At 71.8% G+C, this 24166-nt stretch carries 24 protein-coding genes; 18 read left to right on the top strand and 6 right to left on the bottom strand.

Annotated elements, in window-relative coordinates:
* Positions 1–69: 69 nt before the first annotated feature.
* The 13 genes from Q1N79_RS12895 to Q1N79_RS12835 all read left to right on the top strand — a co-directional run bounded on the left by Q1N79_RS12895 (position 70) and on the right by Q1N79_RS12835 (position 11752).
* Positions 70–306, top strand: a complete 237-nt coding sequence (locus Q1N79_RS12895; protein WP_300608722.1) for a hypothetical protein — start codon at positions 70–72, stop codon at positions 304–306.
* Positions 303–1322 (top strand): amidohydrolase family protein, encoded by a 1020-nt coding sequence (locus tag Q1N79_RS12890; protein ID WP_300608720.1) that lies wholly within the window; start codon positions 303–305, stop codon positions 1320–1322. Before Q1N79_RS12895 ends, Q1N79_RS12890 begins: the two co-directional genes overlap by 4 nt.
* A gap of 24 nt (positions 1323–1346) precedes the next feature.
* The gene (locus Q1N79_RS12885; protein ID WP_300608718.1) at positions 1347–2249 is read left to right on the top strand and encodes an amidohydrolase family protein; all 903 of its coding nucleotides are present in this window, start codon (positions 1347–1349) and stop codon (positions 2247–2249) included.
* Complete coding sequence (ligA, locus tag Q1N79_RS12880) at positions 2246–2638, top strand: protocatechuate 4,5-dioxygenase subunit alpha (RefSeq protein WP_300608716.1); 393 nt, start codon at positions 2246–2248, stop codon at positions 2636–2638. The genes Q1N79_RS12885 and ligA overlap by 4 nt, the downstream gene beginning before the upstream one ends.
* Positions 2639–2640: 2 nt before the next feature.
* Complete coding sequence (locus tag Q1N79_RS12875) at positions 2641–3492, top strand: class III extradiol dioxygenase subunit beta (RefSeq protein WP_300608714.1); 852 nt, start codon at positions 2641–2643, stop codon at positions 3490–3492.
* 11 nt (positions 3493–3503) lie between these two features.
* Entirely contained in the window at positions 3504–4454 is a 951-nt protein-coding gene (locus tag Q1N79_RS12870) for a Gfo/Idh/MocA family oxidoreductase (RefSeq protein WP_300608712.1), read from the top strand.
* Positions 4455–4476: 22 nt separating this feature from the next.
* A complete protein-coding gene (locus Q1N79_RS12865; RefSeq protein ID WP_300608710.1) occupies positions 4477–5619 on the top strand; it encodes an acyl-CoA dehydrogenase family protein in 1143 nt (380 codons plus the stop codon).
* A gap of 70 nt (positions 5620–5689) precedes the next feature.
* Complete coding sequence (locus tag Q1N79_RS12860; protein WP_300608708.1) at positions 5690–6532, top strand: SDR family oxidoreductase; 843 nt, start codon at positions 5690–5692, stop codon at positions 6530–6532.
* 3 nt (positions 6533–6535) lie between these two features.
* On the top strand, positions 6536–7456 hold the full coding sequence (locus Q1N79_RS12855) for an NAD(P)-dependent oxidoreductase (RefSeq protein WP_300608706.1): 921 nt from the start codon (positions 6536–6538) through the stop codon (positions 7454–7456).
* Positions 7453–8337 (top strand): NAD(P)-dependent oxidoreductase, encoded by an 885-nt coding sequence (locus Q1N79_RS12850; protein WP_300608704.1) that lies wholly within the window; start codon positions 7453–7455, stop codon positions 8335–8337. The genes Q1N79_RS12855 and Q1N79_RS12850 overlap by 4 nt, the downstream gene beginning before the upstream one ends.
* A gap of 219 nt (positions 8338–8556) precedes the next feature.
* Positions 8557–9378 (top strand): alpha/beta fold hydrolase, encoded by an 822-nt coding sequence (locus tag Q1N79_RS12845; RefSeq protein WP_300608702.1) that lies wholly within the window; start codon positions 8557–8559, stop codon positions 9376–9378.
* Complete coding sequence (locus Q1N79_RS12840) at positions 9375–10529, top strand: LLM class flavin-dependent oxidoreductase (protein ID WP_300608700.1); 1155 nt, start codon at positions 9375–9377, stop codon at positions 10527–10529. The genes Q1N79_RS12845 and Q1N79_RS12840 overlap by 4 nt, the downstream gene beginning before the upstream one ends.
* The gene (locus Q1N79_RS12835; protein WP_300608698.1) at positions 10526–11752 is read left to right on the top strand and encodes an acyl-CoA dehydrogenase family protein; all 1227 of its coding nucleotides are present in this window, start codon (positions 10526–10528) and stop codon (positions 11750–11752) included. Before Q1N79_RS12840 ends, Q1N79_RS12835 begins: the two co-directional genes overlap by 4 nt.
* On the opposite strand, the gene Q1N79_RS12830 is transcribed toward Q1N79_RS12835, so the two are convergent.
* From Q1N79_RS12830 to Q1N79_RS12820, 3 genes are all read right to left on the bottom strand, one after another.
* Positions 11716–12117, bottom strand: coding sequence for a helix-turn-helix transcriptional regulator (locus tag Q1N79_RS12830; protein ID WP_300608696.1), 402 nt, complete (start codon positions 12115–12117; stop codon positions 11716–11718). The two genes, Q1N79_RS12835 and Q1N79_RS12830, sit on opposite strands and share 37 nt — an antisense overlap.
* Entirely contained in the window at positions 12118–12363 is a 246-nt protein-coding gene (locus Q1N79_RS12825; protein ID WP_300608694.1) for a hypothetical protein, read from the bottom strand. It abuts the gene before it with no gap.
* A 115-nt stretch (positions 12364–12478) separates the two neighbouring features.
* Positions 12479–13339: an enoyl-CoA hydratase/isomerase family protein gene (locus Q1N79_RS12820; RefSeq protein ID WP_300608692.1), complete on the bottom strand. Its 861-nt coding sequence runs from the start codon at positions 13337–13339 to the stop codon at positions 12479–12481.
* A gap of 213 nt (positions 13340–13552) precedes the next feature.
* Here Q1N79_RS12820 and Q1N79_RS12815 point away from each other — a divergent pair, with 213 nt between their 5' ends.
* Genes Q1N79_RS12815 through xylB form a run of 4 tightly spaced genes read left to right on the top strand, consistent with a single transcriptional unit; the run spans position 13553 to position 17800 of the window.
* A complete protein-coding gene (locus tag Q1N79_RS12815; RefSeq protein WP_300608730.1) occupies positions 13553–14200 on the top strand; it encodes a hypothetical protein in 648 nt (215 codons plus the stop codon).
* A gap of 4 nt (positions 14201–14204) precedes the next feature.
* The gene (locus tag Q1N79_RS12810; RefSeq protein WP_300608690.1) at positions 14205–15746 is read left to right on the top strand and encodes a hypothetical protein; all 1542 of its coding nucleotides are present in this window, start codon (positions 14205–14207) and stop codon (positions 15744–15746) included.
* Positions 15747–15776: 30 nt separating this feature from the next.
* Positions 15777–16325 (top strand): DUF1707 domain-containing protein, encoded by a 549-nt coding sequence (locus Q1N79_RS12805; protein ID WP_300608688.1) that lies wholly within the window; start codon positions 15777–15779, stop codon positions 16323–16325.
* A gap of 44 nt (positions 16326–16369) precedes the next feature.
* Positions 16370–17800, top strand: coding sequence for a xylulokinase (xylB, locus tag Q1N79_RS12800; RefSeq protein ID WP_300608686.1), 1431 nt, complete (start codon positions 16370–16372; stop codon positions 17798–17800).
* A gap of 16 nt (positions 17801–17816) precedes the next feature.
* Here the strand turns inward: xylB and galK are convergent, their stop codons facing one another.
* The 3 genes from galK to araA form a co-directional block, all read right to left on the bottom strand.
* Complete coding sequence (galK, locus tag Q1N79_RS12795) at positions 17817–18923, bottom strand: galactokinase (protein ID WP_300608728.1); 1107 nt, start codon at positions 18921–18923, stop codon at positions 17817–17819.
* Positions 18924–19015: 92 nt separating this feature from the next.
* Entirely contained in the window at positions 19016–20131 is a 1116-nt protein-coding gene (gene galT, locus Q1N79_RS12790; protein WP_300608684.1) for a galactose-1-phosphate uridylyltransferase, read from the bottom strand.
* On the bottom strand, positions 20131–21663 hold the full coding sequence (gene araA / locus Q1N79_RS12785) for an L-arabinose isomerase (RefSeq protein ID WP_300608682.1): 1533 nt from the start codon (positions 21661–21663) through the stop codon (positions 20131–20133). Before araA ends, galT begins: the two co-directional genes overlap by 1 nt.
* A gap of 1319 nt (positions 21664–22982) precedes the next feature.
* On the opposite strand from araA, the gene Q1N79_RS12780 reads away from it, so the two are divergent.
* The gene (locus Q1N79_RS12780; protein ID WP_300608680.1) at positions 22983–24143 is read left to right on the top strand and encodes a substrate-binding domain-containing protein; all 1161 of its coding nucleotides are present in this window, start codon (positions 22983–22985) and stop codon (positions 24141–24143) included.
* Positions 24144–24166: the final 23 nt, after the last annotated feature.

Here is a 24166-nt window from a genome sequence, read left to right as displayed (position 1 = left end):
TGGGAGCGGCGCGGGGTGGGGGTGTCCGGCCAGGTCGGGTTTGTGGTAGGTACAGTTCAGTGAACCGCGATGCTTGTGGTTCCCCCTCTTCCCTTCCTGCCCGGCTCGGAGGTAAGCAAGGAAGCTAGGAAGCTCGGGGTTGAGCAAGGCAAGCGGGAAAGGAAGCACGGAGGGCAGGCAGCGACGATGACGGGCATGTGCGACGCCTCCCTCCCCGGGCCTGAGCTGATCGCGGTCACTGACCACATCCGCCTCATCCGGGCCGCCGCGACGGCCCGCCACATCTCGCTGGGGGCTTCGCTGTGATCATCGACTGTCACGGGCACTACACGACCGCTCCGGCGGCGCACACGCAGTGGCGGGAAAGCCAGCTCGAGGCGTTCCGCGCGGGCCGCCAGGCGCCGCCCTACCCGGCCATCTCCGACGACGAGATCCGCGAGTCGATCGAGGCCAACCAGCTGCGGATGCTGCGCGAGCGCGGCGCCGACATGACGATCTTCTCGCCGCGGGCGTCCGCCATGGGCCACCACGAGGGCGACGAGCGGGTCAGCGTCGAGTGGTCCCGGGCGTGCAACGACCTCATCGCGCGCGTGGTCGGGCTGTTTCCCGGCACGTTCATCGGCGTCTGCCAGCTGCCGCAGTCGCCAGGCGCCGACCTGAAGGCCTCCATCGCCGAGCTCGAGCGCTGCGTGCTCGAGCTCGGGTTCGTCGGCTGCAACCTCAGCCCGGACCCGAGCGGCGGCAGGTGGACAAGCCCGCCGCTGACCGGCCAGTACTGGTACCCCATCTACGAGAAGATGATCGAGCTCGGCGTGCCCGCGATGGTGCACGTCTCGGCCAGCGCCAACCCCGTGTTCCACGCGACAGGCGCGCACTACATCAACGCCGACACGACCGCGTTCATGCAGTTCATCCAGGGCGACCTGTTCGCGGACTTCCCCGGCCTGCGGCTGGTGATCCCGCACGGGGGCGGCGCGGTCCCCTACCACTGGGGCCGGTACCGCGGGCTGGCCGACATGCTGAACAAGCCGCCGCTGAGCGAGCACGTGATGCGGAACGTGTTCTTCGACACGTGCGTCTACCACCAGCCAGGCATCGACCTGCTCGTCAACGTCATCGACACCGGCAACATCCTGTTCGGATCGGAGATGGTGGGCGCCGTGCGGGGCATCGACCCGCAGACCGGCTACTACTTCGACGACACCAAGCGGTACATCGACGCGGCGGGCCTGTCCGAGGCCGACATGGCCAAGGTTTACGCTGGCAACGCCCGGCGCGTGTACCCGCGCCTTGATGCCGCGCTGCGCGCGCGGGGACTGTGACGGACGACAGATGAAAGGCCGCCGATGACCGTCACCTTCGAGCCGGACGCCGACTGGCTCGTCTACCTGGCGAACCCCCGCAAGCCGGACTACGTGCTGCCGACGGGCGCGGTGGACGCGCACTGCCACGTGTTCGGCCCGGGGAGCGTCTTCCCGTACGCCCCGGAGCGGAAGTACACGCCGGTGGACGCCCCCAAGGACAAGCTGTTCGCGCTGCGCGACTTCCTCGGCTTCGAGCGCAACGTGATCGTCCAGGCGACCTGCCACGGCGCGGACAACCGCGCCCTGGTGGACGCCCTGCTCGCGGCGGGCGACAGGGCCCGCGGCGTGGCCACGATCAGGCCGGGCGTCACCAGGGCCGAGCTCGCCGACATGCACGCGGCAGGCGTGCGGGGCATCCGCTTCAACTTCGTCAGGCGGCTGGCCGACCCCAAGCCGGACGCGTACTACCGGGGCCTGGTCGACCTGATCGCCGAGTTCGGCTGGCACATCGTCATCTACTTCGAAGCCCCCGACCTGGCCGAGCGCTGGGACCTGTTCACCCACCTGCCCACGACGATCGTCGTCGACCACGTGGGCCGGCCCGACGTGACACAGCCGGTCGACGGCCCCGGCTTCGCGCTCTTCCGCAGGCTCATGCACGAGCATGAGAACGTGTGGGCCAAGCTGAGCGGCGCCGAACGGCTGTCGGTCTCCGGACCGCCGGGGTACGACGACTTCGTCCCGTTCGCCAGGCACATCGCGCGAACGTTCCCCGACCGGGTGATCTGGGGCACCGACTGGCCGCACCCGAACATGAAGAGCCACATGCCCGACGAGGGCGACCTCGTCGACCTGATTCCGCGGATCGCGCCCACCGATGACCTGCAGCGCCGGCTGCTCGTCGGCAACCCGATGCGCCTGTACTGGGAAAGAGATGCCTCATGACGTCATACACCGCAGAGTTCGACGACATCCCTGGCACCCGGGTGTTCACGGCGGAGCGCGCGAAAAAGGGCTACGAGCTGAACCAGTTCTGCATGAGCCTGATGAAGGAAGCCAACCGCGAGCGGTTCAAGGCCGGCGAGCGCGCCTACCTCGATCAGACGAAGATGTCGGAGGAGCAGAAGCAGGCGGTGCTCGACCGCGACTACAACAAGATGATCGACCTCGGCGGCCAGATCTACTTCCTCGCGAAGATCTTCGCCACGGACGGGCTGAGCTACCTGCAGGCGGTCAGCACGATGACCGGGATGAACATCGACGACTACCAGCAGATGATGCTGCACGGCGGCCGTTCCCCGCAGGGCTGGCGCTCGATTAAGGACGGTGACTGAGCATGGCTCGCATCACGCACGGGCTGACCACGAGCCACATCCCGGCGGTCGGCGCCGCGATCGACCTCGGCAAGACCCAGGAGCCGTACTGGAAGCCGCTCTTCGACGGCTACGAGTGGACGAAGGCGTGGGCGAAGGAGAACGTGCCCGACGTCATCATCCTGGTCTACAACGACCACGCGTCGGCGTTCACCCCTGAGGTCGTGCCGACGTTCGCGCTCGGCTGCGCCGACGAGTTCCCGCCGGCCGACGAGGGGTACGGGCCCCGCCCGGTGCCGGTCGTGCAGGGCCGCGCCGACCTGGCGGCCCACCTGGCCGAAGGGCTCATCCTCGACGAGTTCGACCTCACGCTGATGTACGCCATGGAGGTCGACCACGGCCTGACCGTCCCGCTGTCGCTCGTCTACGGCCAGCCCGCCGCCTGGCCGGCCCGGGTCATCCCGTTCGCGGTGAACGTGGTGCAGTACCCGCCGCCCACCGCCCACCGCTGCTTCATGCTCGGCAAGGCGATCCGCCGGGCCGTGGAGCGGTTCGACGAGAACCTCAACGTGCACATCTGGGGCACCGGCGGCATGAGCCACCAGCTGCAAGGCCCGCGGGCCGGCTTCATCAACACGCCGTGGGACACCGCGTTCCTCGACCGGCTGGTCAAGGACCCGGACAGCCTCGCGCAGGTCAAGCACCTGGAGTTCGTGCGCGAAGCGGGCGCGGAGGGCATCGAGCTGGTCATGTGGCTGATCATGCGCGGCGCGCTCGGCCCGGAGTCGGAGGAGCTGTACCGCTTCTACCACGTCCCCGGCTCCAACACCGCGGTCGGGCACATCGTGCTGCAGTCCGCCGAGACCCCCCTGTAGGAGGCGCCGAGATGAGGATCGCGCTCGCCGGGACCGGTGCCTTCGGCATCAAGCACCTGGACGGCCTGGCCAACATCGACGGCGTGACCGTCACGGCCCTGGTCAGCCGCCGGCTTGAGCAGGCCGAGGAGGTCGCGAACAAGTACCAGGTCGCTTACGCCACGACCGACCTGGACGAGGTCCTCGCCCGCGACGACGTCGACGCGGTCATCTTGTGCACGCCGACCCAGCTGCACGCGCGGCAGTCGATCGCCGCGATGCGCGCGGGCAAGCACGTGCAGGTGGAGATCCCGGTCGCCGACAGCTGGCCGGACGCGCAGGAGGTCGCGCGCGTGCAGCAGGAGACCGGCCTGGTCTGCATGGTCGGGCACACCCGCCGGTTCAACCCCTCGCACCAGTGGGTGCGGCGGCGCATCCTGGCGGGCGAGCTGGCCATCCAGCAGATGGACGTGCAGACCTACTTCTTCCGCCGGACGAACATGAACGCCGCGGGCCAGCCGCGCAGCTGGACCGATCACCTGCTCTGGCACCACGCCGCGCACACCGTCGACCTGTTCCAGTACCAGACCGGCGAGCAGACGCAGATCGCCCACGCCGTGCAGGGGCCGATCCACCCCGAGCTCGGCATCGCGATGGACATGTCGATCCAGCTGCGGACCCCCTCGGCGAAGATCTGCACGCTCTCGCTCAGCTTCAACAACGACGGGCCGCTCGGCAGCTTCTTCCGCTACATCTGCGACAACGGGACCTACATCGCCAGGTACGACGACCTGGTGACCGGCCGCGAGGAGCCGATCGACGTGTCGCACGTCGACGTGTCCACCAACGGCATCGAGCTGCAGGACAGGGAGTTCGTCGCGGCGATCGGCCAGGGCCGCGAGCCGAACTCGAGCATCGCCAGCGTGCTCGGCTGCTACCGGGTGCTCGGCGAGCTGCAGACCCAGCTCGCCAGCCAGCGGTAACCGGCGGCGTCCCGCGGCCCGCGTGGACAGCGCCGCGCTCCGGGCGGAGCTGCTGGCCGGCATCGCCAGCCGCCGCCGGGAGTTCGAGGCCGCCGGTGAGCAGGCCGAAGAGCTGCGCACGCTGCCGCCGCAGACCGTGCGGACGCTGCGCGAGATGGGCGTGTTCTGGCTGAAGACGCCCGCCGAGCTGGGCGGGACGCCGCTGACGCCGCTGGAGTTCTGCGACGTGATGGAGGAACTGGGCTACGCCGACAGCGCGACGGCCTGGACCGCCATGGTCGGGAACGGCGGCACGGGGACGGCCGCCGGCTGGCTGCCTGACGCCGGGGCACGCCGCGTGTTCGCGCCCGGCCGCCCGCGCCCGCTCATCGTCGGGACCCCGGGGCCGCGCGGCACGGGACGGCCGGTGGCCGGCGGCTACGTGGTGAGCGGGCGGTGGGGGTTCGCCAGCGCGATCGCGCAGTCCGACTGGCTGATCGGGGGCTTCCGGGTGGCCGGGGACGAGGACCGCATGATGGTCTGCGTCGTCCCGACGCAAGCCGCCGAGGTCATCGACAACTGGCGGGTGGCGGGCCTGCAGGGCAGCGGCAGCTTCGATTTCCGGCTGGACGGCGTCTTCGTCCCCGCGGAGCTGACCTTCGAGCGGGCCGCCGGCGCCTGCCGCGGCGGCGCGCTGTTCCACCAGGAAGCGCACGTGTTCCTGTCCAACGAAGTGCCGCCGCTGTGCGTCGGCATCGCCCGCCGGGCGCTCGACCAGGTGACCGGCCTGGCCGCCCGGACGGCGCGGCTCCCCGGCGGCGCCACGCTCAGCGAGCGCGCGGTCTTCCATCAGGAGCTCGGCCGGGCGGACACCAGGATCCGGGCGGCCAGGCTGGTGCACCGCGACGCCGTCGAGGCCTCCTGGGCGGCCGCGCGCGCGGGAGACGCCACGCCCGACCGCGTGCACGCCGCCGTGGCCGCGGCTTCGGTCTACGCCGTCGAGACCTGCGCCGCCGTGATCGCCGACCTGTTCAGGTACGGCGGCGGCCGGGTGCTGGCGCTGTCCAGCCCGCTGCAGCGCTACCTGCGCGACGCGCTCGCCGCCCGGCAGCACATCGGGGTCGCCGAGGAGAACTACGAGCGGGCCGGGCGGGAGCGGATCAAGTCGCGGCGCAGCGGGGAATGAAGCGGGGCAGTCCGGGCAGAGCAGGCAGACCGGCCGGACCGGGCAGGCCGGCAGACAGGAGGGCACTAGCGTGTTCAGCGGGCTCGCGGGCAAGGTGGCGATCGTGACCGGGGGCGCCGGCGGGCTCGGGTCCGCGTCGGCCCGCCGGCTGTCAGGGGAAGGCTGCCGCGTGGTCGTCGTGGACCGCGACGGCGACGGGGCGCGCACGGTGGCGGAGAGCCTGCCAGGCGACAGCGCCTGGGTGGCGGCGGACGTCGCGCGCGAACGGGATGTCGACGCGTACCTGGGCGAAGCAGCCCGTGCGTTCGGAAAAATTGATTTTCATCACATCAACGCGGGGATTCCGGGATCGCCAGGCGGATTCCCCGACCTGGACGTCGCCGAGTTCGACCGGGTCATCGCCGTCAACGTGCGCGGGGTGTTCCTCGGGCTGCGCGGCGCGTTCCGCCGCTACCGCGAGCAGGGCACCGCCGGCAACGTCGTGCTCACCGCCTCGATCGCGAGCCTGCGCGGCAGCGCCGACCTGATCGCCTACCAGACGTCCAAGCACGCGGTCCTCGGCCTGCTGCGGGGCGCGGCCATGTACGGCGGGCCGCTCGGGATACGCGTGAACGCGGTCGCCCCTGGCATCGTCCCGACGAACCTGTTCCCGGCGGGCGAGTCCGCCCCCGGTGGCCGGGACGACATGCGGCAGCGGGCGGCCACCAGCCCGCTGCGCCGCGCCGGAACCCCGGCCGAGATCGCGTCGGTCGCCGCGTTCCTGCTCAGCGAGGAGTCGGCGTACATGACCGGCGAGGTGGTTTCCGTGGACGGCGGCGCGGCGATCATGAGCACGGTACGCCCCTCCGGCGGGGCCGGGGCGTGGGACTTCGCCTCGCTCGACCGCAGGACCTACCAACCCGGGAAGGAGTAGCACGTGAGCAGAAGACAGGTCGGCTTCGTCGGTCTCGGCAACATGGGCGGGCGGATGACCCGGCGCCTGGTCGGGGCGGGCATCGCGGTCGTCGGGTACGACGTGCGGGACGGCCAGGCCGCCGCCGCCGGCGCTCTCGCCGCCGGCTCGCCCGCGGAGGTCTGCGCCGGGAGCGAGTGCGTGCTGCTGTCGCTGCCGGACAGCACTGTGGTGGAAAGCGTGGTCCTCGGCGACGGGGGCCTTGCCGCCGCGGCCCGCTCCGGGCAGGTGATCATCGACCTCAGCACCGCGGCGCCCGCCTCCACCAGGCGCATCCACGCCGCCCTTGGCGCACTCGGCGTGGAGTACCTGGACGCGGGGATCTCCGGCGGGGCGGCGGCCGCGGAGCAGGGCACGCTCACGATCATGGCCGGCGGGTCCGCCGCCGCCCTGGACGCCATCCGCTGGGTGTTCGAGCCGATCGCGTCGAAGGTCGTGCTGATGGGCGAGTCCGGCGCGGGGCACAGCACCAAGCTGCTCAACAACTTCCTCAACGCGGTCAGCCTGGCGGCCACCGCCGAGGTGATGGTCGCCGCGCGCAAGGCCGGGCTCGACCTGGCGGCGGTCCTCGACGTGATCAACTCAAGCAGCGGGGTCAACTACGCCACCCTCAACCGCTTCCCCCGCATCATCAAGGGCGACTACCTCGAGGGCGGCCTCACCAGCGCGCTGATGACCAAGGACGTCGTGCTGTACGTCGACCACGTCAGGGAACTCGGCGTGCCGTGCCTGAACGCGGCGGGCCCGCTCGCCTCGTTCGGGGCGGCGGGCAACCTCGGCTACGGCGACAAGATCAGCAACCGGGTGGTGGACGCGATCGGCGACCTGGCCGGCGGCGTCCGGCTGTTCTCGCCGGCGGCCGACGGTGCGAAGGACGCGCGATGACCGCCCCGGCGACGGCCGAGCGCGTCGGGTTCGTCGGCCTCGGCAACATGGGCATGCCGATGGCCAGGCACCTGGTCGCGGCCGGGTATCACGTCCAGGGCTTCGACGCCTCGGCCGAGGTCATGCGGGTGATCGCCGGGCTCGACGGGTTCACCGCGGCGCCTGCGCTGACCGCGGTCGGCGCGGGCGCTGGCGCGGTCATCTTGATGCTGCCCGACTCCGACGTGGTCGAGCACGTGCTGCTGCCCGGCGGCCTGCTCGCCAGCCGTCCGCCGGGCAGCATGGTCATCGACATGAGCTCCTCGGACCCGGCGCGGACCAGGGACCTGGCCGAGCGGGCGCTGGCCGCGGGCGTGACGCTGATCGACGCGCCCGTGTCCGGCGGCGTCGCCGGGGCCAGGGCCCGGTCGCTCACGATCATGGTCGGCGGCCCGGAGGAGGCGTTCGCCGCCGCCCGGCCGCTGCTTGCCGCCATCGGCTCCCGTGTGGTGCGCGCCGGCGACGTCGGCGCCGGGCACGCGATCAAGGCGCTGAACAACCTGATGTCCGCGGCGCACCTGGCCGTCAGCTCCGAGGCGCTGATCGCGGGCCGCCGGTTCGGGCTCGACCCGGCGGTCATGCTCGAGATCATCAACGGCTCCAGCGGGCGCAGCGGCTCCACGGAGAACAAGTGGCCCAACTACGTGCTCACCGAGAAGTTCGACGCGGGCTTCAGCATCAAGCTGATGGTCAAGGACATGAAGCTCGCGCTGGCGATCGAGCACGCCACGGGCACCCCCGCCACCGTGAGCGAGGCGGCGACCGCCGCGTGGGAGGCGGCGGCCGCCGAGCTGCCGCCCGACACCGACCACACCGCGATAGCCCGCTGGCTCGACCGTTAGGTCATTATCCCGAACGGACGCGTGGCGCCTGCCGTGCCCTCGGCTCCGTCCGGCGGCCCAAAGCGGCGCGCCGCGGATCGTTGCTGCGCACAGCCGCCCATCGGCATCGGTCGAACAGCCTTGACGCGGCCGGGCGCGCCAGCCGATTCTGGCCTCACACGTGCGGCAGCGGCAGCGGCGTACGGTCGTGCCCGCGCACCCACCCGGGAGGTAAGGACGTTGACGAACGACGCACCGGCGCAGGAGTTCCTCGAGCTCGCCGGGGGCCGCGTCCACCTGTTCCGCGCCGGCGAGGGAGAGCCGCTGCTCTTCCTGCACGCCGCTGGCGGGGCGGGGACGTGGCCCGAGTTCCTCGGGCTGCTCGCGGACAGCGGGTTCGACGTGATCGCGCCGGACCACCCCGGGTTCGGGAAATCCGACGACTTCCCCGAGGTGGATGCGATCGACGACCTCGTCTACCACTACCTCGACGTGCTCGACGCGCTCGGCCTGGACCGGGTGCACGTGGTCGGGGCGTCGTTCGGCGGCTGGATCGCGGCCGAACTCGCCGTCGCCGCGCCGCACCGCACCGGGTCGCTTGTGCTGCTGAGCGCGGCCGGGCTGCGGCTGCCCGACCACCCCGTCGCGGACATCTTCCTCATGCCGCCGGCGGAGCTGGTCGCGACGCTCTTCCACAACCCGCCGCCTGCTCCGCCTGCGGCCGCCGAGCCGGCTGCACCGGACATCGACGCGGTGCTGGCGGCGTACCGGGACGCGACCGCGCTGGCCCGGTTCTCCTGGGTGCCCTACCTGAGCAACCCCAAGCTGGAACGCAGGCTGCACAGGATCGGCGCGCCGACCCTCGTCGTCGCGCCGTCGGACGACAGGCTCATCCCGGTCGCGCACGCCCGCCGGTACGCGACGCTGATCCCGGGCGCGCGCTATGACGAGATCGCCGACTGCGGCCACGCGATGTACTTCGAACGTCCCGCGGAGTTCGCCGGCGTCACGGCGGCCTTCCTGAGCGAGCAGCCCCTGGCCAAGAGCGGAGTCAGCCGGTGAAGTTCAGCTTCTTCCACCTGATGCCCTACCCGTACCTGCCCGACGACTTCGACGAGAAGTACTCCTCATCGTCGCTGACGTACCCGAACGCGAACTTCGACCCCAAGCTCGGCATCGCGCTGTACCACCGCTACCTGGACGAGCTGGAGTACGCGGACAAGCTCGGCTTCGACGGCATCGCCGTCAACGAGCACCACCAGAGCGCCTACGGGCTGATGCCGTCGCCGAACATCATGGCCGCGGCGCTCGCCCGGCGCACCGAGAACGCCAGGATCATGGTGCTTGGCAACGCGATCGGCATCCGCGGCAACCCACTGCGGGTCGCCGAGGAGATCGCGATGCTCGACCTGATCTCCAACGGCCGGGTGGACTCCGGGTTCGTCCGCGGCATCGGCTGGGAGTACTTCGGCCACAGCATCAACCCGACCAAGTCCCGTGCCCGGTTCAACGAGGCGCACGACCTTATCATCAAGGCGTGGACGGCGGAGGAGATGTTCTCCTGGGTGAGCCCGAACTACGAGTACCGGTACGTGAACATCTGGCCCAGGCCGGTGCAGCAGCCGCACCCGCCGATTTACATACCGGGCGCGGGTTCGACCGAGACGATGCGGTTCTGCGCGCTGCACCGCTACACGTTCATGTCGGTGTACGCGCCGACCCGGGTGGTCCGGATCTGGTTCGACGGGTACCGGCGCGCCGCCGCCGAGCTCGGGTACGTGCCGGACCCGGAGAAGATCGCCCTGTCGATCCCGGTCTACGTCGCCGACACCGACGCGCGGGCGCATGCCGAGGCGCGCCCGGCCGTGGAGTTCCTGTTCCGCAAGGCGCTCAAGACGCCCATGGAGATGGTGAACCCGCCCGGGTACGTGTCGCCGGGCTCGCTGCGCGGCATGCTGGCGACCGAGCGGAAGCCGTTTGGCGAACTCAGCTACGAGGAGCTGGTCGCCGACGGGTACGCGGTCGTCGGCAGCCCGGCCACGGTGGCGGCCCGGCTGCGCTCGATGTATGACGACCTCGGCGGCTACGGGCAGCTCATCGGGCTGTTCGCGATCGGCCCGAGCACGCACGAGCAGGTCATGCACAGCGCGGAGCTGTTCGCCGCCGAGGTCATGCCGGTGCTGCGCCCGCTGGGTGTGGCGGACGCGGCGTGAGCGGGGAGGCGGCGGCCGCCGACGGCGGCGCCCGCCGGGCGGAACTGGTTGAGGAGATCCGGCGCCGCCGCAAGGAGTTCGAGGCCGCGGGCGACCGGGCCGAGGAACTGCGCACGCTGCCGCTCGACACCGTCGCCGCGCTGCGCGACATGGGCCTGTTCTGGCTGAAGACGCCCGCGGAACTGGGCGGCACGCCGCTGCCGCCCGTCGACTTCTGCGACGTGATCGAGGAGCTCGCGTACACGGACGTGTCGACGGCCTGGGCGGCCATGATCGGCGCGGGCTGCTGCGGGCTGGCCGGCGGCTGGCTGCCCGAGGCCGGGGCGCGGCGGATGTTCACGCCGGGGACGGCGGGCACGGCGGGCACGGCGGACCGCGGGCTGCCCGTGGTCGCCGGGCAGCTGGCGCCGCGCGGGACCGGCAAGCCCGTGGACGGCGGGTACGTCGTGACCGGCCGCTGGGGCTTTTCCAGCGGGATCCTGCACGCCGACTGGCTGATCGGCGCGTTCACGGCCGAAGGCGCGGACGGCGGGGACGGCGGCGCTGCGGATACCGGCTTCGGCGCGATGGTCGTCTTCACCGTGCCCAAGAGCGACGCCGAGGTCATCGACAACTGGTACGTGGCTGGCCTGCAGGGCACCGGCAGCCTCGACTTCAAGGTCGACGAGCTCTTCGTCCCGCGCGAGCAGACCTATTCACTTGGCGCCGCCGCGGTGCGCGGCGGCGACCTGTTCCGGCTCGGGATGCCCGCCTTCGTCTCCAACGAGGTTCCCCCGCTGTGCGTCGGCCTGGCACGCCGCGCGCTTGACGACATGACCGAACTGGCCACCCGCACGGCCCGGTTCCCCGGCGGCCCGACGGTGAGCGAGCGGGCCGTCTTCCACAAGGAGCTTGGCCGGGCCGAGACGAGGGTACGGGCCGCCAGGCTGGTGCACCGCGACGCCATGCAGGCGTGCTGGGAGACGGCGCGCGCGGGCAGCACGCCGCCGGAAGACCAGCAGCTCGCCGTCACCACGGCGTCCATCTTCGCGGTCGAGACCTGCGCCGACGTGGTGACCGACCTGTTCAGGTACGGCGGCGGCCGGGTGCTTGCGCTGTCCAGCCCCATCCAGCGGCACCTGCGCAACGTGCTGGCCGCCCGCCAGCATCTGGCGCTGTCGGAGGAGAACTACGAGGCCGCCGGCCGCTACCTGATCCGCTCCTCGGCGAGCCGCCAGGCCTGACGGCCGGCCGGCTGCCCCGGATGAGCGGCCCGGCGGGTCCGCCGGCCGCGCGCGAGTTCGGTCGCCAGCGCGTCGAGCGGCTGGGTGAACGGCCCGAGCGGGTCGGCGAGCCGGGCCAGCCATGCCAGGGCGGCGTCGAGCCCGGCTCGATCGAGAGCGTAGATCCGGCGCGTGCCCATGGCGCGCACGCTCACGAGATCCGCCTCGCGCAGCACCTTGAGGTGCTGTGAGACGGCCGGCTGCGAGATCGGCATCCGGGACTGCAGCGCCGAGACAAGCGAACCTGTCGGCTGCTCCCCAGCCGCGAGTAGCTCAAGGATTACCCGGCGGACTGGGTCGCCGAGAGCCTCGAAGACCCCGTGCACCTAGCTTCCGGCCGCCTCGGGCGGGGTCGTGTAGAAGGCCGCCGTGCGCGCGGCCGCCTGCTGCGCCGGGCCGGGCGGGTCGCCGTCTGCTACGGCGGCGCCGGCCCACCCGGCAGCCGCCGACCTGATGAACTCCGCGCCGTCCGGCGAGGAGGAGAAGGCGGCAGTGACGGGCCGCCGGCCTGGTGCGGGCGGGCATCGCGCCCGCCCGCACCAGGCCCGGGACGGCGACTTTGCACACTCCATGACCATTTTTGGGTCCATTATGGGCGTTTTGTCCGTGCATGGAGTGTGCAAAGTGGACGGAAGGTGCCTGTGTGACGAATGATGTCAGGGCCGAGAGGCCGGGCTGGCTATGGGCTCAGTCGAAGTTGTTCTTGCGGCCCTGGCGGACGTAGTCGACGGTGGAGCGGATGTGGCCCGCACCGTGCACGGCGCGCTTCTTGGCGATGTGGCCGAACATCTGGATCCCGAACCCGCCGTCCAGGTCGCCCGCGATCCGCTGCTTCCACGGGCGGCGGACGATCTGCGTGGTCAGCCGGCGGACCGTGCGCGGCTGGGTCATGATGTGGTCGGCGATCTGGTAGGCGCGCGCAATCAGCTGGTCGCGCGGCACCACCTCGTTGACCATCCCCCATTCCAGGGCCTGCTCGGCGCTGATCGCCTCGCCGGTCAGCAGCGCGTAGGCGGCGCGCTTGACCCCGAGCAGCTCCTGGAAGGCGTTGTGGATGCCGTCGGCGGGCACCGAGCCGATGTCGTAGTGCAGGTCGAAGATCGTGGCGCCTTCCGCCGCGAGCGTGATGTCGCACATCAGCACGATCTCGGAGTGGAAGCCCGGCCCGTTCAGCAGCCCGATCGTCGGTATCTCGAGGTCGTTGACGAGGGCGTTCACGTTGATCCTGCCGTCCTTGTACGCGTACTCGTACGCCCAGTACTCCATGTCGGCCTCTTCGAGGGCGAACCCGTCGGGATCCGAGCCCATCATGAACTCCTCGCCCGAGCCGGTGAGGATGAGGATCTCGTTCTCGGGGTCCGCGCCGACCGTCTTCAGCATCTGCCCGAGCGAGCGGTGGTTCTCCACGCTGAGCTGGACGGGGCCGCCCATCGTGTGCGCCTCGACCAGCAGGACGCCGTCCGCGCGGCGGGTCATCGTGTAGAAGTCCCTGAACCGCTCGCTGTACTCCTGCAGGCGGGGCGTGGGGACGAATTCCTGAAGTGACATCGGCGTTCCTCCGGCACGGGTGTAGATACACGCAGGACATTAGCCGCATGGGGGTGGGGTGACGGCGGTGGCGTCCCGTGAGGCGGGTTCGCGATCTCGCGGGGGCGGGCCGCGCGGCGACTTCGATGTGGCTGAATTAGTGCTTTCCCGCAGCGCGCACCGCTGCTAATGTGCGCGATGCCAGGACGAAAAAGGGGTGACCCAGTGGCTGGGATGATCTTCTTTACCGACAATTATCAAGACCGCAGCACTGACGACGGATACCAATTCGAGTTCTTCTGCCGTCACTGCGGGAACGGCTACACGTCGTCGTTCCAGCACTCGGTCACCGGGTTCGGCGGACGGCTGCTGCGGATGGGCGGCGACATGATCGGCGGCAACCTCGGCGACCGGGCGGCCCAGCTCGGCTGGGATTCCGAGTTCATGCGCGACACCACGCGCGGCTCGACCCGCGACAAGGCGCTCGCGAAGGCCGTCGACGAGATGAAGCCGTACTTCAAGCAGTGTCACAACTGCGGGCAGTGGGTCTGCGAGCAGATCTGCTGGAACGCCGAACGCGGCTTGTGCGTGTCCTGCGCGCCCAAGCTCGACCAGGCGATCGCGGGGATGCAGGCACAGGCGCAGATCGACCAGCTCAACCAGAAGATCCAGGCGCAGGACTGGACCAAGGACGTCAATATCCGCGACCAGGGAACGGGCATATGCCCGTCCTGCGGGCAGGAAAGCGGCGGCGGGAAGTTCTGCAAGAACTGCGGCTGCGCGCTTGCCGCGGCGGAATCCGCGAAGAAATTCTGCGGGAACTGCGGAGCCGAGCTGACCGGCGCGAAATTCTGCGGCGAGTGCGGCACGCCGGCGGGTTAGCCACGTGAGCGCCGCCCAGTACCGGATCATTTCCCCGGCCGGGGAGGAGCGGGAGAGCGGAAACGGCGACGCGGCGGTCGCGGACGGGGCGCTGACGCTCACCCCCGCCGCCGGCGCCGTGCTGCGCGTCCCGTTCGCCCACATCGCTTCGGTCAGCGAACCGGAGCCGTTCACCGTGCGCGTCACCCTGGCCGACGGCAACGCCATCGAGCTGAGCCGGCTCGGGACGATGCGCACGCAGCTGCTCGCCGAACTTCGGGACGGGCGGGGGGACGACGCCGCGGCGGCCGCGGCGGCGGTGGGCAACGCCGCCACGTTCTCCGGGTGGGCGGGCGCCGAGCCCGCGGAAATCCGGGTCTACGAGGACGCGCTGATCGTCGTGGCAGGTAGCGCCGCCGAGCGGGTGAGCTTCTCCTTCATCGAATCGGCAGGCGCGCAGGATTACACGGTCACGGTGGCGGTGGCCGGCCGGGCGCCGGTCGTGCTGTCGCGGCTCGGGCGGCGCACCGGGGAGCTGGTGGCGCTGTTGACCGACCGGCTGCACGAGGCGCGCGGGCGGACAGCGGCGTTCCTCGGGGCGCTGCTGCCGGGGCTGGACCCGATGGCGCTGCGTTCGGCGGCCGGGCTCTTGCGGGACGGCGTGGCCGTGCCCGCGCGGGCGCTTGACGCCATCCACCCCGAGCTTTCCGGCACGCTGCTGCGGGTCGCCACGCTGCCTGACCGCGGCGCGGCGGTCGCGGAGCTGGCCAGCCGGACCGACGTGGCGCTCGGGTTCAAGCAGCTGGCCTCGGTGCGCCGGCCCGCGGCCGGCGGGACCCGCTGGCACGACCCCGCGGTCGCGCCGCACATCGGCTCGCACGACAGCCCCGGCGGGCTGTTCCAGCCCGGCCTGGCGGGCGCGATGGCGGCGGAAGTGGCGGAAGGGATGGGACCCGGCGGGGGGTACGGGCCCGGCGGGTTCGGGCCGGGCGGCTTTGGGGGCGGGTACGGGCCGGGCGGGTACGGGGGCGGGTACGGCGGGCCGTTCGGTGAGCTTGGCGGCGGGTATGGCGTGTACGGCGGCTTGTGGGCGCTGCGCGCGCTTGGCGCGGGGATGAACTCGGGCGCTTTCGGCGGTTCCGGCGGCTCCCGCCCGATGACGGCGCGGGCCGGCGTCACGCACGGACTGCTCACGCCGGAGACCGAGGACCTGTCGGCGCTGACCGTGCGCGGCGAGGACCCCACCGTGCTCGCGTTCGCGCTGTGCTGCCGGCCGCCCGGCGCCCCGGGTGGCGGCCGGGTCGCCTATGAGGTGCTCAACGTCGCCGAGCCGATGACCTTCGTCTACCGGACCGGCGGCGACGACAGCGACGGCGGTGATCGCCGCGCGGCGATCAACCGGGCACTCGATGACGCCGGGTTCGACGCGGCGGCCGTGCACGCCGCCGGCCTGACGGCCGCGGCCAGGCCGGATGCCCGCGCGTCCCTGCTCGCCCGGTCGCTGGCCGGGACGGCGGCGCATGACGCGGACTGGCCGCGCCGGATCGCCGAACTGCTTGGCGGCTAGCCACTGCCGGGCGGCAGGGAAAGGAGCACGATGGCGGAGCCAGCCGAGGGCATCCTCGCCTCCGACGCGGACAGGGACGCCGCCGCCGAGGCGCTCGCCGACGCGGTAGCCGCCGGGCGGCTGTCGCTGGCCGACCACAGCGCCCGGCTCGACGCCCTGTTCGCCGCCCGCACCAGGGACCAGGTGGTCGCGCTGACCGCCGACCTGCCCGCGCTCCCCGTCCGGCGCAGCGGGCTTTACCGCGCGGTGGACGCCCACCGGTGCACGGTGATCGGCGGCGCGGCGCAGCGGGCCGGCCGTTTCCCGATCGGCCGGTTCTGCACGGTGACCGCCGTGTTCGGCCAGGTCGACCTCGACCTGCGGGCCGCGGTGCCCAGCCAGCGGGAGATCACCCTGACCGTCTACGGCGTGGCCGGCCGGATCGCGATCACCGTCCCGGCCGGATGGGGGCTGACCAGCCAGGTCCTGGTCCTCGGCGCGAGCCGCACGGTGGCCGGCCACGACGGCGGTCCGCGCGACCCGCTGCTGCGGCTGCGCGGCACCTGCTGCGGCGGCTCGCTGACCGTGACGCGGGACTAAAGCCCTCCTACTCAGGCCGGCCGGCATGCGCTAACGTCGGTTTCGTGCCGCTGGTAGCAGGGATCGACTCCTCCACGCAGTCCACGAAGATCCTGCTCTGCGAGGCAGCAGACGGGACCGTGGTCGCGCAGGCATCGGCGCCGCACCCCGACGGCACCGAGTGCCACCCCGAGCACTGGTGGCAGGCGCTCGGCACGGCAGGACGTGACCTGCTCGACCGCGCGGACGCGGTCGGGGTGGCGGCCCAGCAGCACGGCATGGTCGTGCTCGACGAAGCGGGCGAGGTCATCCGCCCGGCCATGCTGTGGAACGACGTGAAGTCCGCGCCGCAGGCGCGCGAACTCGTGGCCGAGCTCGGCGGGCCCGCGGAGTGGGCGGCGCGCACCGGCAGCGTGCCCACGATGTCGTTCACCGTCACCAAGCTGCGCTGGCTCGCGGAGAACGAACCCGAACACGCGAGCCGGGTGCGCAGCGTGCTGCTCCCCCACGACTGGCTCACCTGGCGCCTGCGCGGCGGGCGGGTTGACATCGAGCCCACCACGGACCGCGGGGACGCCTCGGGCACCGGCTACTTCTCCCCGGCGTCCGACAGCTGGCTGCCCGCTTACGCGCAGGCCGCGCTCGGCAGGCCGGTCGCGCTGCCCCGCGTCGCCGCTCCCGCGGAGGTCGCCGGCCGGACGTCCTGGGGCGCGGCGGTGTCGGCGGGCACCGGGGACAACATGGGCGCGGCGCTCGGGCTCGGCCTCGCCGACGACGACGTGGTGGTGTCGATCGGCACGTCAGGCACCGCCTACGCGGTGACCGCCAAGCCGTCCGCCGACCCCACCGGCGCGGTCGCCGGGTTCGCCGACGCGACCGGGCGGTTCCTGCCGCTTGTGGCCACGGTCAACGCGGCCCGCGTGCTCGACGTCACCGCGCGGATGCTGGGCACAACCGCGGCCGGCCTGTCCGACCTCGCGCTCGCCGCGGCCCCGGGGGCGGGCGGGCTGACCCTGCTGCCCTACCTCGACGGCGAGCGCACCCCGAACCGGCCGACGGCGAACGGGGTGCTGCGCGGGCTCACCACCGCCAACGCGACGCAGGAAAACCTCGCGCGGGCGGCGGTCGAGGCCGTGCTCTGCTCGCTGGCCGACGCGATCGACCGCCTGGAGGCCTGCGGGATCACCCCGGGGCGGGTCGTGCTGATCGGCGGCGCGGCGCGGTCGGCGGCGATCCGGGCGATCGCGCCCGGCGTGTTCGGGGTGCCGGTCACGGTGCCGGAACCCGCCGAGTACGTCGCGCTCGGCGCGGCGCGGCAGGCCGCGTGGGCGCTGGCGGGCCTGGCGACGGGCGGAGGCGACGCGGGCGGCGGGGCGGCCGCCCCGCCGGACTGGCCCGCGCGCCCGGCGCGGATCTATACGGCGGTGCCGGTGCCGCACGTGCGGGAGCAGTACGCCGCGCTGCGCGAGGACGCCGCGGCCTGGCAGCTCGGTTAGCCGGGGGTACCCCGGGTCAGCAGACCCGGTACGCGCTGCCGGCGGGCACGGCGGGGAAGATGTCCGCGCCGGGCAGCGCCGCCAGGACCGCCTGGGCCACCTCGTCAGCCTGGTCCGTCGCGGTCAGCGCGATCGCGCTGCCGCCGAATCCGCCGCCGGTCATCCGCGCACCGTAAGCCCCGCCGCGCAGCGCCGCGGCGACCACGGCGTCGAGCTCCGGGCTCGAGACCTCGTAGTCGTCGCGCAGTGAGAGGTGGGAGGCGGTCAGCAGCTCTCCGGCCGCGCGCAGCCGCAGCCCGGACAGGTCACCGGCGGCGAGCAGGCTGACGAACTTGAGCACGCGCTCGTCTTCGGTGACGACGTGCCGCACCCGGCGTGCCGTCTGCTCGTCGAGCTCCCGCTCGGCGCGGCAGAGGTCCGCGACCGTCAGGTCCCGCAGCGCGGGCACGCCAAGCGTCCGCGCGGCCCGCTCGCACGCGGCCCGCCGGTCCGGATAGCCGGAGGCGCCGAGGTCGTGGTGGACCTTCGTGTCGAGCACAAGCAGGGTCAGGCCCGCCGCCGGCAAGTCAAACGGGTAGGGCGTGACCGCACCGGAGCGGGTGTCGATGAACAGGACCGCGCCGGCGACGCCGAAGGCCGCGGTGAGCTGGTCAAGCGGGCCGCTTGGCACGCCCACGTAGGCGTTCTCTGCGCGCTGCGCCAGGCGGGCCAGCATCGCGGGCGGCAGGTCCGCGCCGGCCAGCGCGGCGAGCGCGAGGCCGGTCGCGCACTCGATTGCCGCCGACGAGGACAGGCCCGCGCCGACCGGCACGGCCGAGGCGAACGCGAGGTCCGCGCCGCCGAACGAGCCGCGGTCAAGCACTCCGCCCTCAAGCAGTGCCCAGGCCACCCCCGCCGGGTACGACACCCAGCCGCGCGTTCTTCCCGGGGACAGCCCGTGCAGCGGCACTTCGGCGACGGGGCCGCGGAAGGCGCCGGCGCCGGAGAGCAGGCGCAGCAGGCCATCAGAACGCGGCGCGGCCGCGACCGCCGTATAGCGGTCGATCGCCATCGGCGCCGCGAACCCCTGGTTGTAGTCGGTGTGCTCGCCGATCACGTTCACCCGACCTGGCGCCGCCCACACGCCGGCCGGCGGTGCGCTGGGGGCGGAGAACCCGGCCGTTCTGAACAGTTCAAGGGCCTGTTGTGCGACGGACCTTGCCGGTGCCGCGGCGGTCATGCCGTCGCCGCCCGCAGCCTTTCAGCCGCCACCTCGGGCGGAATGTCGTCCATGAAGGCGCCCATGCCGGACTCCGTGCCGGCCAGGTACTTGAGCTTGTCGGGGGCGCGGCGGACCGTGAAGACCTCCGCGTGCAGCGCCACGCCCGGCCGCTCCCCCGGCGGGCCAGGGGGTGCCTGATGCCAGGCGGCGATGTACGCAGGCGGCAATCCGGGGAACAGGCGCACGAACCGCCGCAGCAGGTCCAGGTACGCGGCGGGGAACGCGGCCCGCTGTGCGTCGTCGAGCGCGGTGAAGTCGGGCACCCGCCGCTTGGGGTACAGGTGCGCCTCGTAGGGCCAGCGCGCGGCGAACGGGACGAAGGCGGCCCATTCGGCGTTCTCGAACACGACGCGGCCGCTGGCCAGCTCGGCGGAGAGCACGGCGTCGTGCAGGTTCTCACCCGTGCGCGCGAGGTAGTCCGCGCTTGCCGCCACGACCGAGCGCATCTTGGGGGTCAGGTACGGGAAGGCGTAGATCTGCCCGTGCGGGTGGTTGATCGTCACCCCGATTTCCGCGCCGCAGTTCTCGAAGACGTACACCTGCTCGATGCCGGGCAGCGTGGACAGGGTGGCCGTGCGGTCGATCCACGCCTCCAGGATCAGCAGGACCCTGGCGTCGTCAAGCGCGGCGAACGTCGCGTTGTGGTCGTCGGTGAAGCTGACGACCTCACAGCGACCGCCGCCGCCGCGCAGCAGGTGCGGCAGCGGCCCGACAAGCGAATCCCGCGCCGGCAGGCCGCCGCCCGCCAGCGAAGGGAAGCGGTTCTCGAACACCACCACCTCGTAGTCGGGCGCGGGGATCTCGGTGCGCCGCCGCGGCGTGGACGGGCACAGCGGGCACACGTCGGGGCCGGGGTGGTACGGCCGCTCCTGCCGGTTGCCTGCCACCGTGACCCACTCACCGAGCAGCGGGTCGAGGCGGGACTCCCCCGGCGCGGGCCCGCTGCCAAGCGGCCTGGTGTCGGGATAGGCGGCGCGGTCCCGGCCGGATGCGGCCGCTGAGTCGAAATAGATGAGCTCCCTGCCGTCGGCGAGGTGCGTGCTGGTCTTGCGCGCCGTCTGGTATGGCATCAGATCCCGCCGGCCAGCCGGTAATAGGCCGCGTTCCAGCGGATCTCGTTCTCGAACGCCCGCACGGTCGTCGCCTCGTCGATGACGAGCAGTTCCACGCCAGCCATCCTGGCATAGTCCGCGAAGGCCTCGGCGCCCACTGCGGTCGACATGACCGTGTGATGCGCCCCGCCCGCCTGCAGCCAGGCCGTCGCGGCGGTCGGGAAGTCCGGGGCCGGCCGCCACACCGCGCGCCCGACCGGCAGCCTGGGCAGCGGCTGCGAAGGCGGCACCACCTCGACCACGTTGGCGACCATGCGGAACCGGTCCCGCATGTCCGACAGCGCCACCACGATGCCCGGTCCCGGGTCGGCGGTGAAGACCAGCCGCACCGGGTCTTGCCTGTTCCCGATCGCCAGCGGGTGGATCTCCAGCCGCGGCCTGCCCGCGGTCAGCGTCGGGCACACCTCGAGCATGTGCGCGCCCAGGATCCGCTCATCGCCCGGCGTCAGGTCGTACGTGTAGTCCTCCATCAGCGACGCCCCGCCGGGCAGGCCCGCCCCCATCACCTTGGCCGCCCGCACGAGCACGGCGGTCTTCCAGTCCCCTTCCGCGCCGAACCCGTACCCTTCGGCCATCAGCCGCTGCACGCCAAGCCCGGGAAGCTGCTTGAGCGCGCCCAGGTCCTCGAAGTTCGTCGTGAACGCGCCGAAGCCCCCTTGCCCGAGGAAGGAGCGCAGGCCCGCCTCGATGGCCGCGCCGTCGCGGAGCGACTGCTGGCGCTCCCCGCCCGGCCGCAGCTCGGGCGCGACGTCGTACCGCTCCTCGTATTCGGCGATGAGATCGTCGATCTCCGCCTCGGTCACCTCGGCCACGGCCGCGGCGAGGTCGTTGACGCCCCAGGTGTTGACCTGGACGCCGAACACCGCTTCCGCCTCGGTCTTGTCGCCCTCGGTCACCGCCACGAAGCGCATATTGTCCCCGAACCGGGCGAGCCTGAGCGTGCGGGTGGCGGCCCAGCCGGCAGCGGCGCGGGTCCACGTGCCCACCTGGGCTGTCACCCGCGGGTCGGACACGTGGCCAACCACGGTCTTGCGCCGCACCCCAAGCCGGGCCTGGATGTACCCGAACTCCCTGTCGCCGTGCGCGGCCTGGTTCAGGTTCATGAAGTCGAAGTCGATCGCCGCCCACGGCAGCGCCACGTTCGCCTGGGTGTGCAGGTGCAGCAGCGGCTTGTCCAGCGACGCCAGCCCGGCGATCCACATCTTGGCCGGGCTGAACGTGTGCATCCACGCGATCACCCCGATCACGCGATCATCGCCGTTGGCCGCCAGCATCACCCGCCTGATGTCCTCCGGCCGGGTCAGCACCGGCTGCCACACCACCCGCACGGGAATGCCCGGCGACGACGCGAGCACGCCGGCGATTTCCCGGGACTGCTCCGCTACCTGCCGGAGCGTTTCATCGCCGTAGAGATGCTGGCTTCCGGTCAGGAACCAGACCTCAAGGCCATGCAGCGCCTCGGCGCTGTCCAGTGCGGCTGGTGCGGGCATTATTCACACGCTCCTTGGTCGCCGATGTGAGCGCTAACAACATACGGCGGCGGGAACCGTCGCAGTCAATACGCTCCGCCCCCTGGCGAAGTTTCCCGGATCCGCGCCCTAGGCTACGCGGCACGAACCAGGGACAGCGAGATCCCCTGCTTCGCCCGGCCTGGCCGGCGTGTCCGGCCCGCCCGAGCCTGTCCGGCTGCGGCCGGGCGGGCCGTCCGGACGGCCACCGCGGTTTCGAGTGCGGCCCGCCATTGGGAGCCGCCTGATGCGTTAACCGCGGTTGGTAACGCTAATGGCATGCCGCGGATGATAAGAGTGCCTCAGGCGCCTGGGCACGGAGCTTACCGTTAATCACGTTTCCCTATCGCGGCGAATCAGCGGCGATTCGCCGCATTGCCAGGTCCCGTGATCAGTGCTGCCTCGAGGCTATCGGCTATGACGCGATAAGTGCCGCCGCGCTCCGCTAGGCCTGACCATTTGCGTGCCGGCGGAACCCTGACCGGCCGCCAGTGCGGCCGGTCGATAGCCGCGCACTGAACCATGGCCGCTGACGTGCCGTGACGAATTACCGGCGAAGGCGCTCGCGGGGGGCGGGACCGTCGTCATGCGGCGTCAGGTGAGCCTGCGGCCTCATGCGCGGCGCGAATCACCCGCGGCCACCCCTATCCGCGGCCACCCGAAGCTGCTGCTTGGCTTAGCCCCCTCGTAAGGCATGGTTTAGCGCCATCCGGACCGCGCAAAGGCAGGCGATCAGGCGACGGAAAACGCATTCGTCAATGCCGCGCTGCAAACCGCCCAGGTGCCAGGCCGATGACGGCCGGCCGGTGTTCTCGCCGACGGCGGCGACCGGCTGCCGCCCCTGCCGCTGGTGCGCCGATGCCGGGCGGGAAGGCACGGTCTTGTCGCGGGACGTTAACGTTACCGAGACGTTAACCGCAATCGAGCACCTGGGACTTTCGTCCCGTTGACGAGTGAGGAGATCCTGGTTTAGCTTGCACAAGGAGGCTGTTGTTAACGCTCACAACCGGCGGCGTGTTCGGCCCCGTTAGGCCTGGCGAGCGCCTTGCAGCGCCGTGACGCGGGTCCTGCCGACAGGCGGGGCCGGCGGCCGGCGCGCACGGGTGCCCTGGGGCCTTTCCGGGCGGCACCCAGGAGACAGAGGCAAGCATGCACCTAGCTCGGAGGGCGGCGCGAACCCCGCGGCATGGGCGGAAGAGCCCCGTTCGTCCCGGCGGTCAGCATGGTGAACGCGGGCCGAGCCAGCGTCGGCCAGGCGCAACGGCGCGTGACTAGGTAACGATAGATAACCGGAGGTCCGTATGGGCAAGGTTGACCCGAAGGTCGACGAGGCAATCGAGACCCTCAACATGAAAGACGGCCCTACCCGCCGAAGACTGCTCGCCGGCACCGGCCTGGTCAGCGCGACTGCCGCCGCGTCAGCGCTGCTCACCGCGTGCAGTTCGTCGAGCAGCGCGTCCGGCGCGGTGAGCTCAAGCAACCCGTTCCCGTCGGTTCCGTCGTGGCACTTCTGGTTCGTCAACCACGTGACCACGAACAGCTTCTTCGTGCCGACCCAGTACGGGTTCGCCGATGCGGCCAAGCTGCTCGGGCTGCCGACGCCGAACTGGGTCGGCTCGACGAACTCGATCGCCTCGCAGATGGTCGCGCAGATTGACGCCGCGGTGTCGGCTCATGCGTCCGGAATCGCGACGACGCTGATCAACTCCACCTCGTTCACGACCCCGGTCGGGAACGCGATGAGCGCGGGCATCCCCGTGCTCAGCTACAACGCGGACGGCGACATCGTCAACGGCGTGCCCGACATCGGCTGCAACCGGCTGGCCTACGTCGGCCAGGCGCTGTACACCTCGGGCGAGCAGCTGGGCGAGCGGATCAAGTCGCTGGTCACCACCCCGGGCGACGTCGTCATCTTCATCGCCACCCCGGGTCAGGCGAACATCCAGCCGCGGTACGACGGCGCCGCCGCGGTGCTCACGCCGGCCGGCTACACGGTCGCCGAGATCGCGACCGGCGCGGCCACCGACGTCGAAGAAGGAAACATGGTGGCCTACCTGCTCGGGCACAAGTCGACCCTGAAGGGCGCGTTCGCCGTGGACGGCGGCTCGAGCTCGTTCCTCGCCCCGGCGCTCGCGAAGGCCGGGATCACGGGCCTGCCCAACGGCGGCTTCGACACCGAGCCGCTGACGCTGTCCAACATCGCCGCCGGCACCACCGATTTCACCATCTACCAGGACCCGTACCTGCAAGGCTTCCTGCCGACCCTGTACCTGTACCTGTACAACATCTCCGGCGGTACGCTCGTCCCGCCGGACACCGACACCGGCCTGAGCTTCATCACCAAGAGCAACCTGGCCGAATACAACCTAGCCAGCCGCTACCAGGGCTCGGGCACCGCGGAGAAGTACCTGCCGCGGCCGTCCGGCGCGATCTCGAACCCGATCGCCACCACGAGCAGCTGACCTGACATAAGCCGCATCCGGGC

Source organism: Trebonia sp. (genome assembly GCF_030042015.1).
Classification (GTDB): domain Bacteria; phylum Actinomycetota; class Actinomycetes; order Streptosporangiales; family Streptosporangiaceae; genus Trebonia.
This window is presented reverse-complemented; position numbering and strand designations above follow the sequence as displayed.

Coding starts and splice junctions, on each gene's coding strand:
- Q1N79_RS12885 (WP_300608718.1), top strand. CDS start 1,347: ATGACCGTCACCTTCGAGCCGGACGCCGACTGGCTCGTCTACCTGGCG.
- Q1N79_RS12870 (WP_300608712.1), top strand. CDS start 3,504: ATGAGGATCGCGCTCGCCGGGACCGGTGCCTTCGGCATCAAGCACCTG.
- Q1N79_RS12820 (WP_300608692.1), bottom strand. CDS start 13,339: ATGTCACTTCAGGAATTCGTCCCCACGCCCCGCCTGCAGGAGTACAGC.
- Q1N79_RS12815 (WP_300608730.1), top strand. CDS start 13,553: ATGATCTTCTTTACCGACAATTATCAAGACCGCAGCACTGACGACGGA.
- Q1N79_RS12850 (WP_300608704.1), top strand. CDS start 7,453: ATGACCGCCCCGGCGACGGCCGAGCGCGTCGGGTTCGTCGGCCTCGGC.
- Q1N79_RS12805 (WP_300608688.1), top strand. CDS start 15,777: ATGGCGGAGCCAGCCGAGGGCATCCTCGCCTCCGACGCGGACAGGGAC.
- Q1N79_RS12895 (WP_300608722.1), top strand. CDS start 70: ATGCTTGTGGTTCCCCCTCTTCCCTTCCTGCCCGGCTCGGAGGTAAGC.
- ligA (WP_300608716.1), top strand. CDS start 2,246: ATGACGTCATACACCGCAGAGTTCGACGACATCCCTGGCACCCGGGTG.
- galT (WP_300608684.1), bottom strand. CDS start 20,131: ATGCCATACCAGACGGCGCGCAAGACCAGCACGCACCTCGCCGACGGC.
- Q1N79_RS12875 (WP_300608714.1), top strand. CDS start 2,641: ATGGCTCGCATCACGCACGGGCTGACCACGAGCCACATCCCGGCGGTC.
- araA (WP_300608682.1), bottom strand. CDS start 21,663: ATGCCCGCACCAGCCGCACTGGACAGCGCCGAGGCGCTGCATGGCCTT.
- Q1N79_RS12780 (WP_300608680.1), top strand. CDS start 22,983: ATGGGCAAGGTTGACCCGAAGGTCGACGAGGCAATCGAGACCCTCAAC.
- Q1N79_RS12825 (WP_300608694.1), bottom strand. CDS start 12,363: ATGGAGTGTGCAAAGTCGCCGTCCCGGGCCTGGTGCGGGCGGGCGCGA.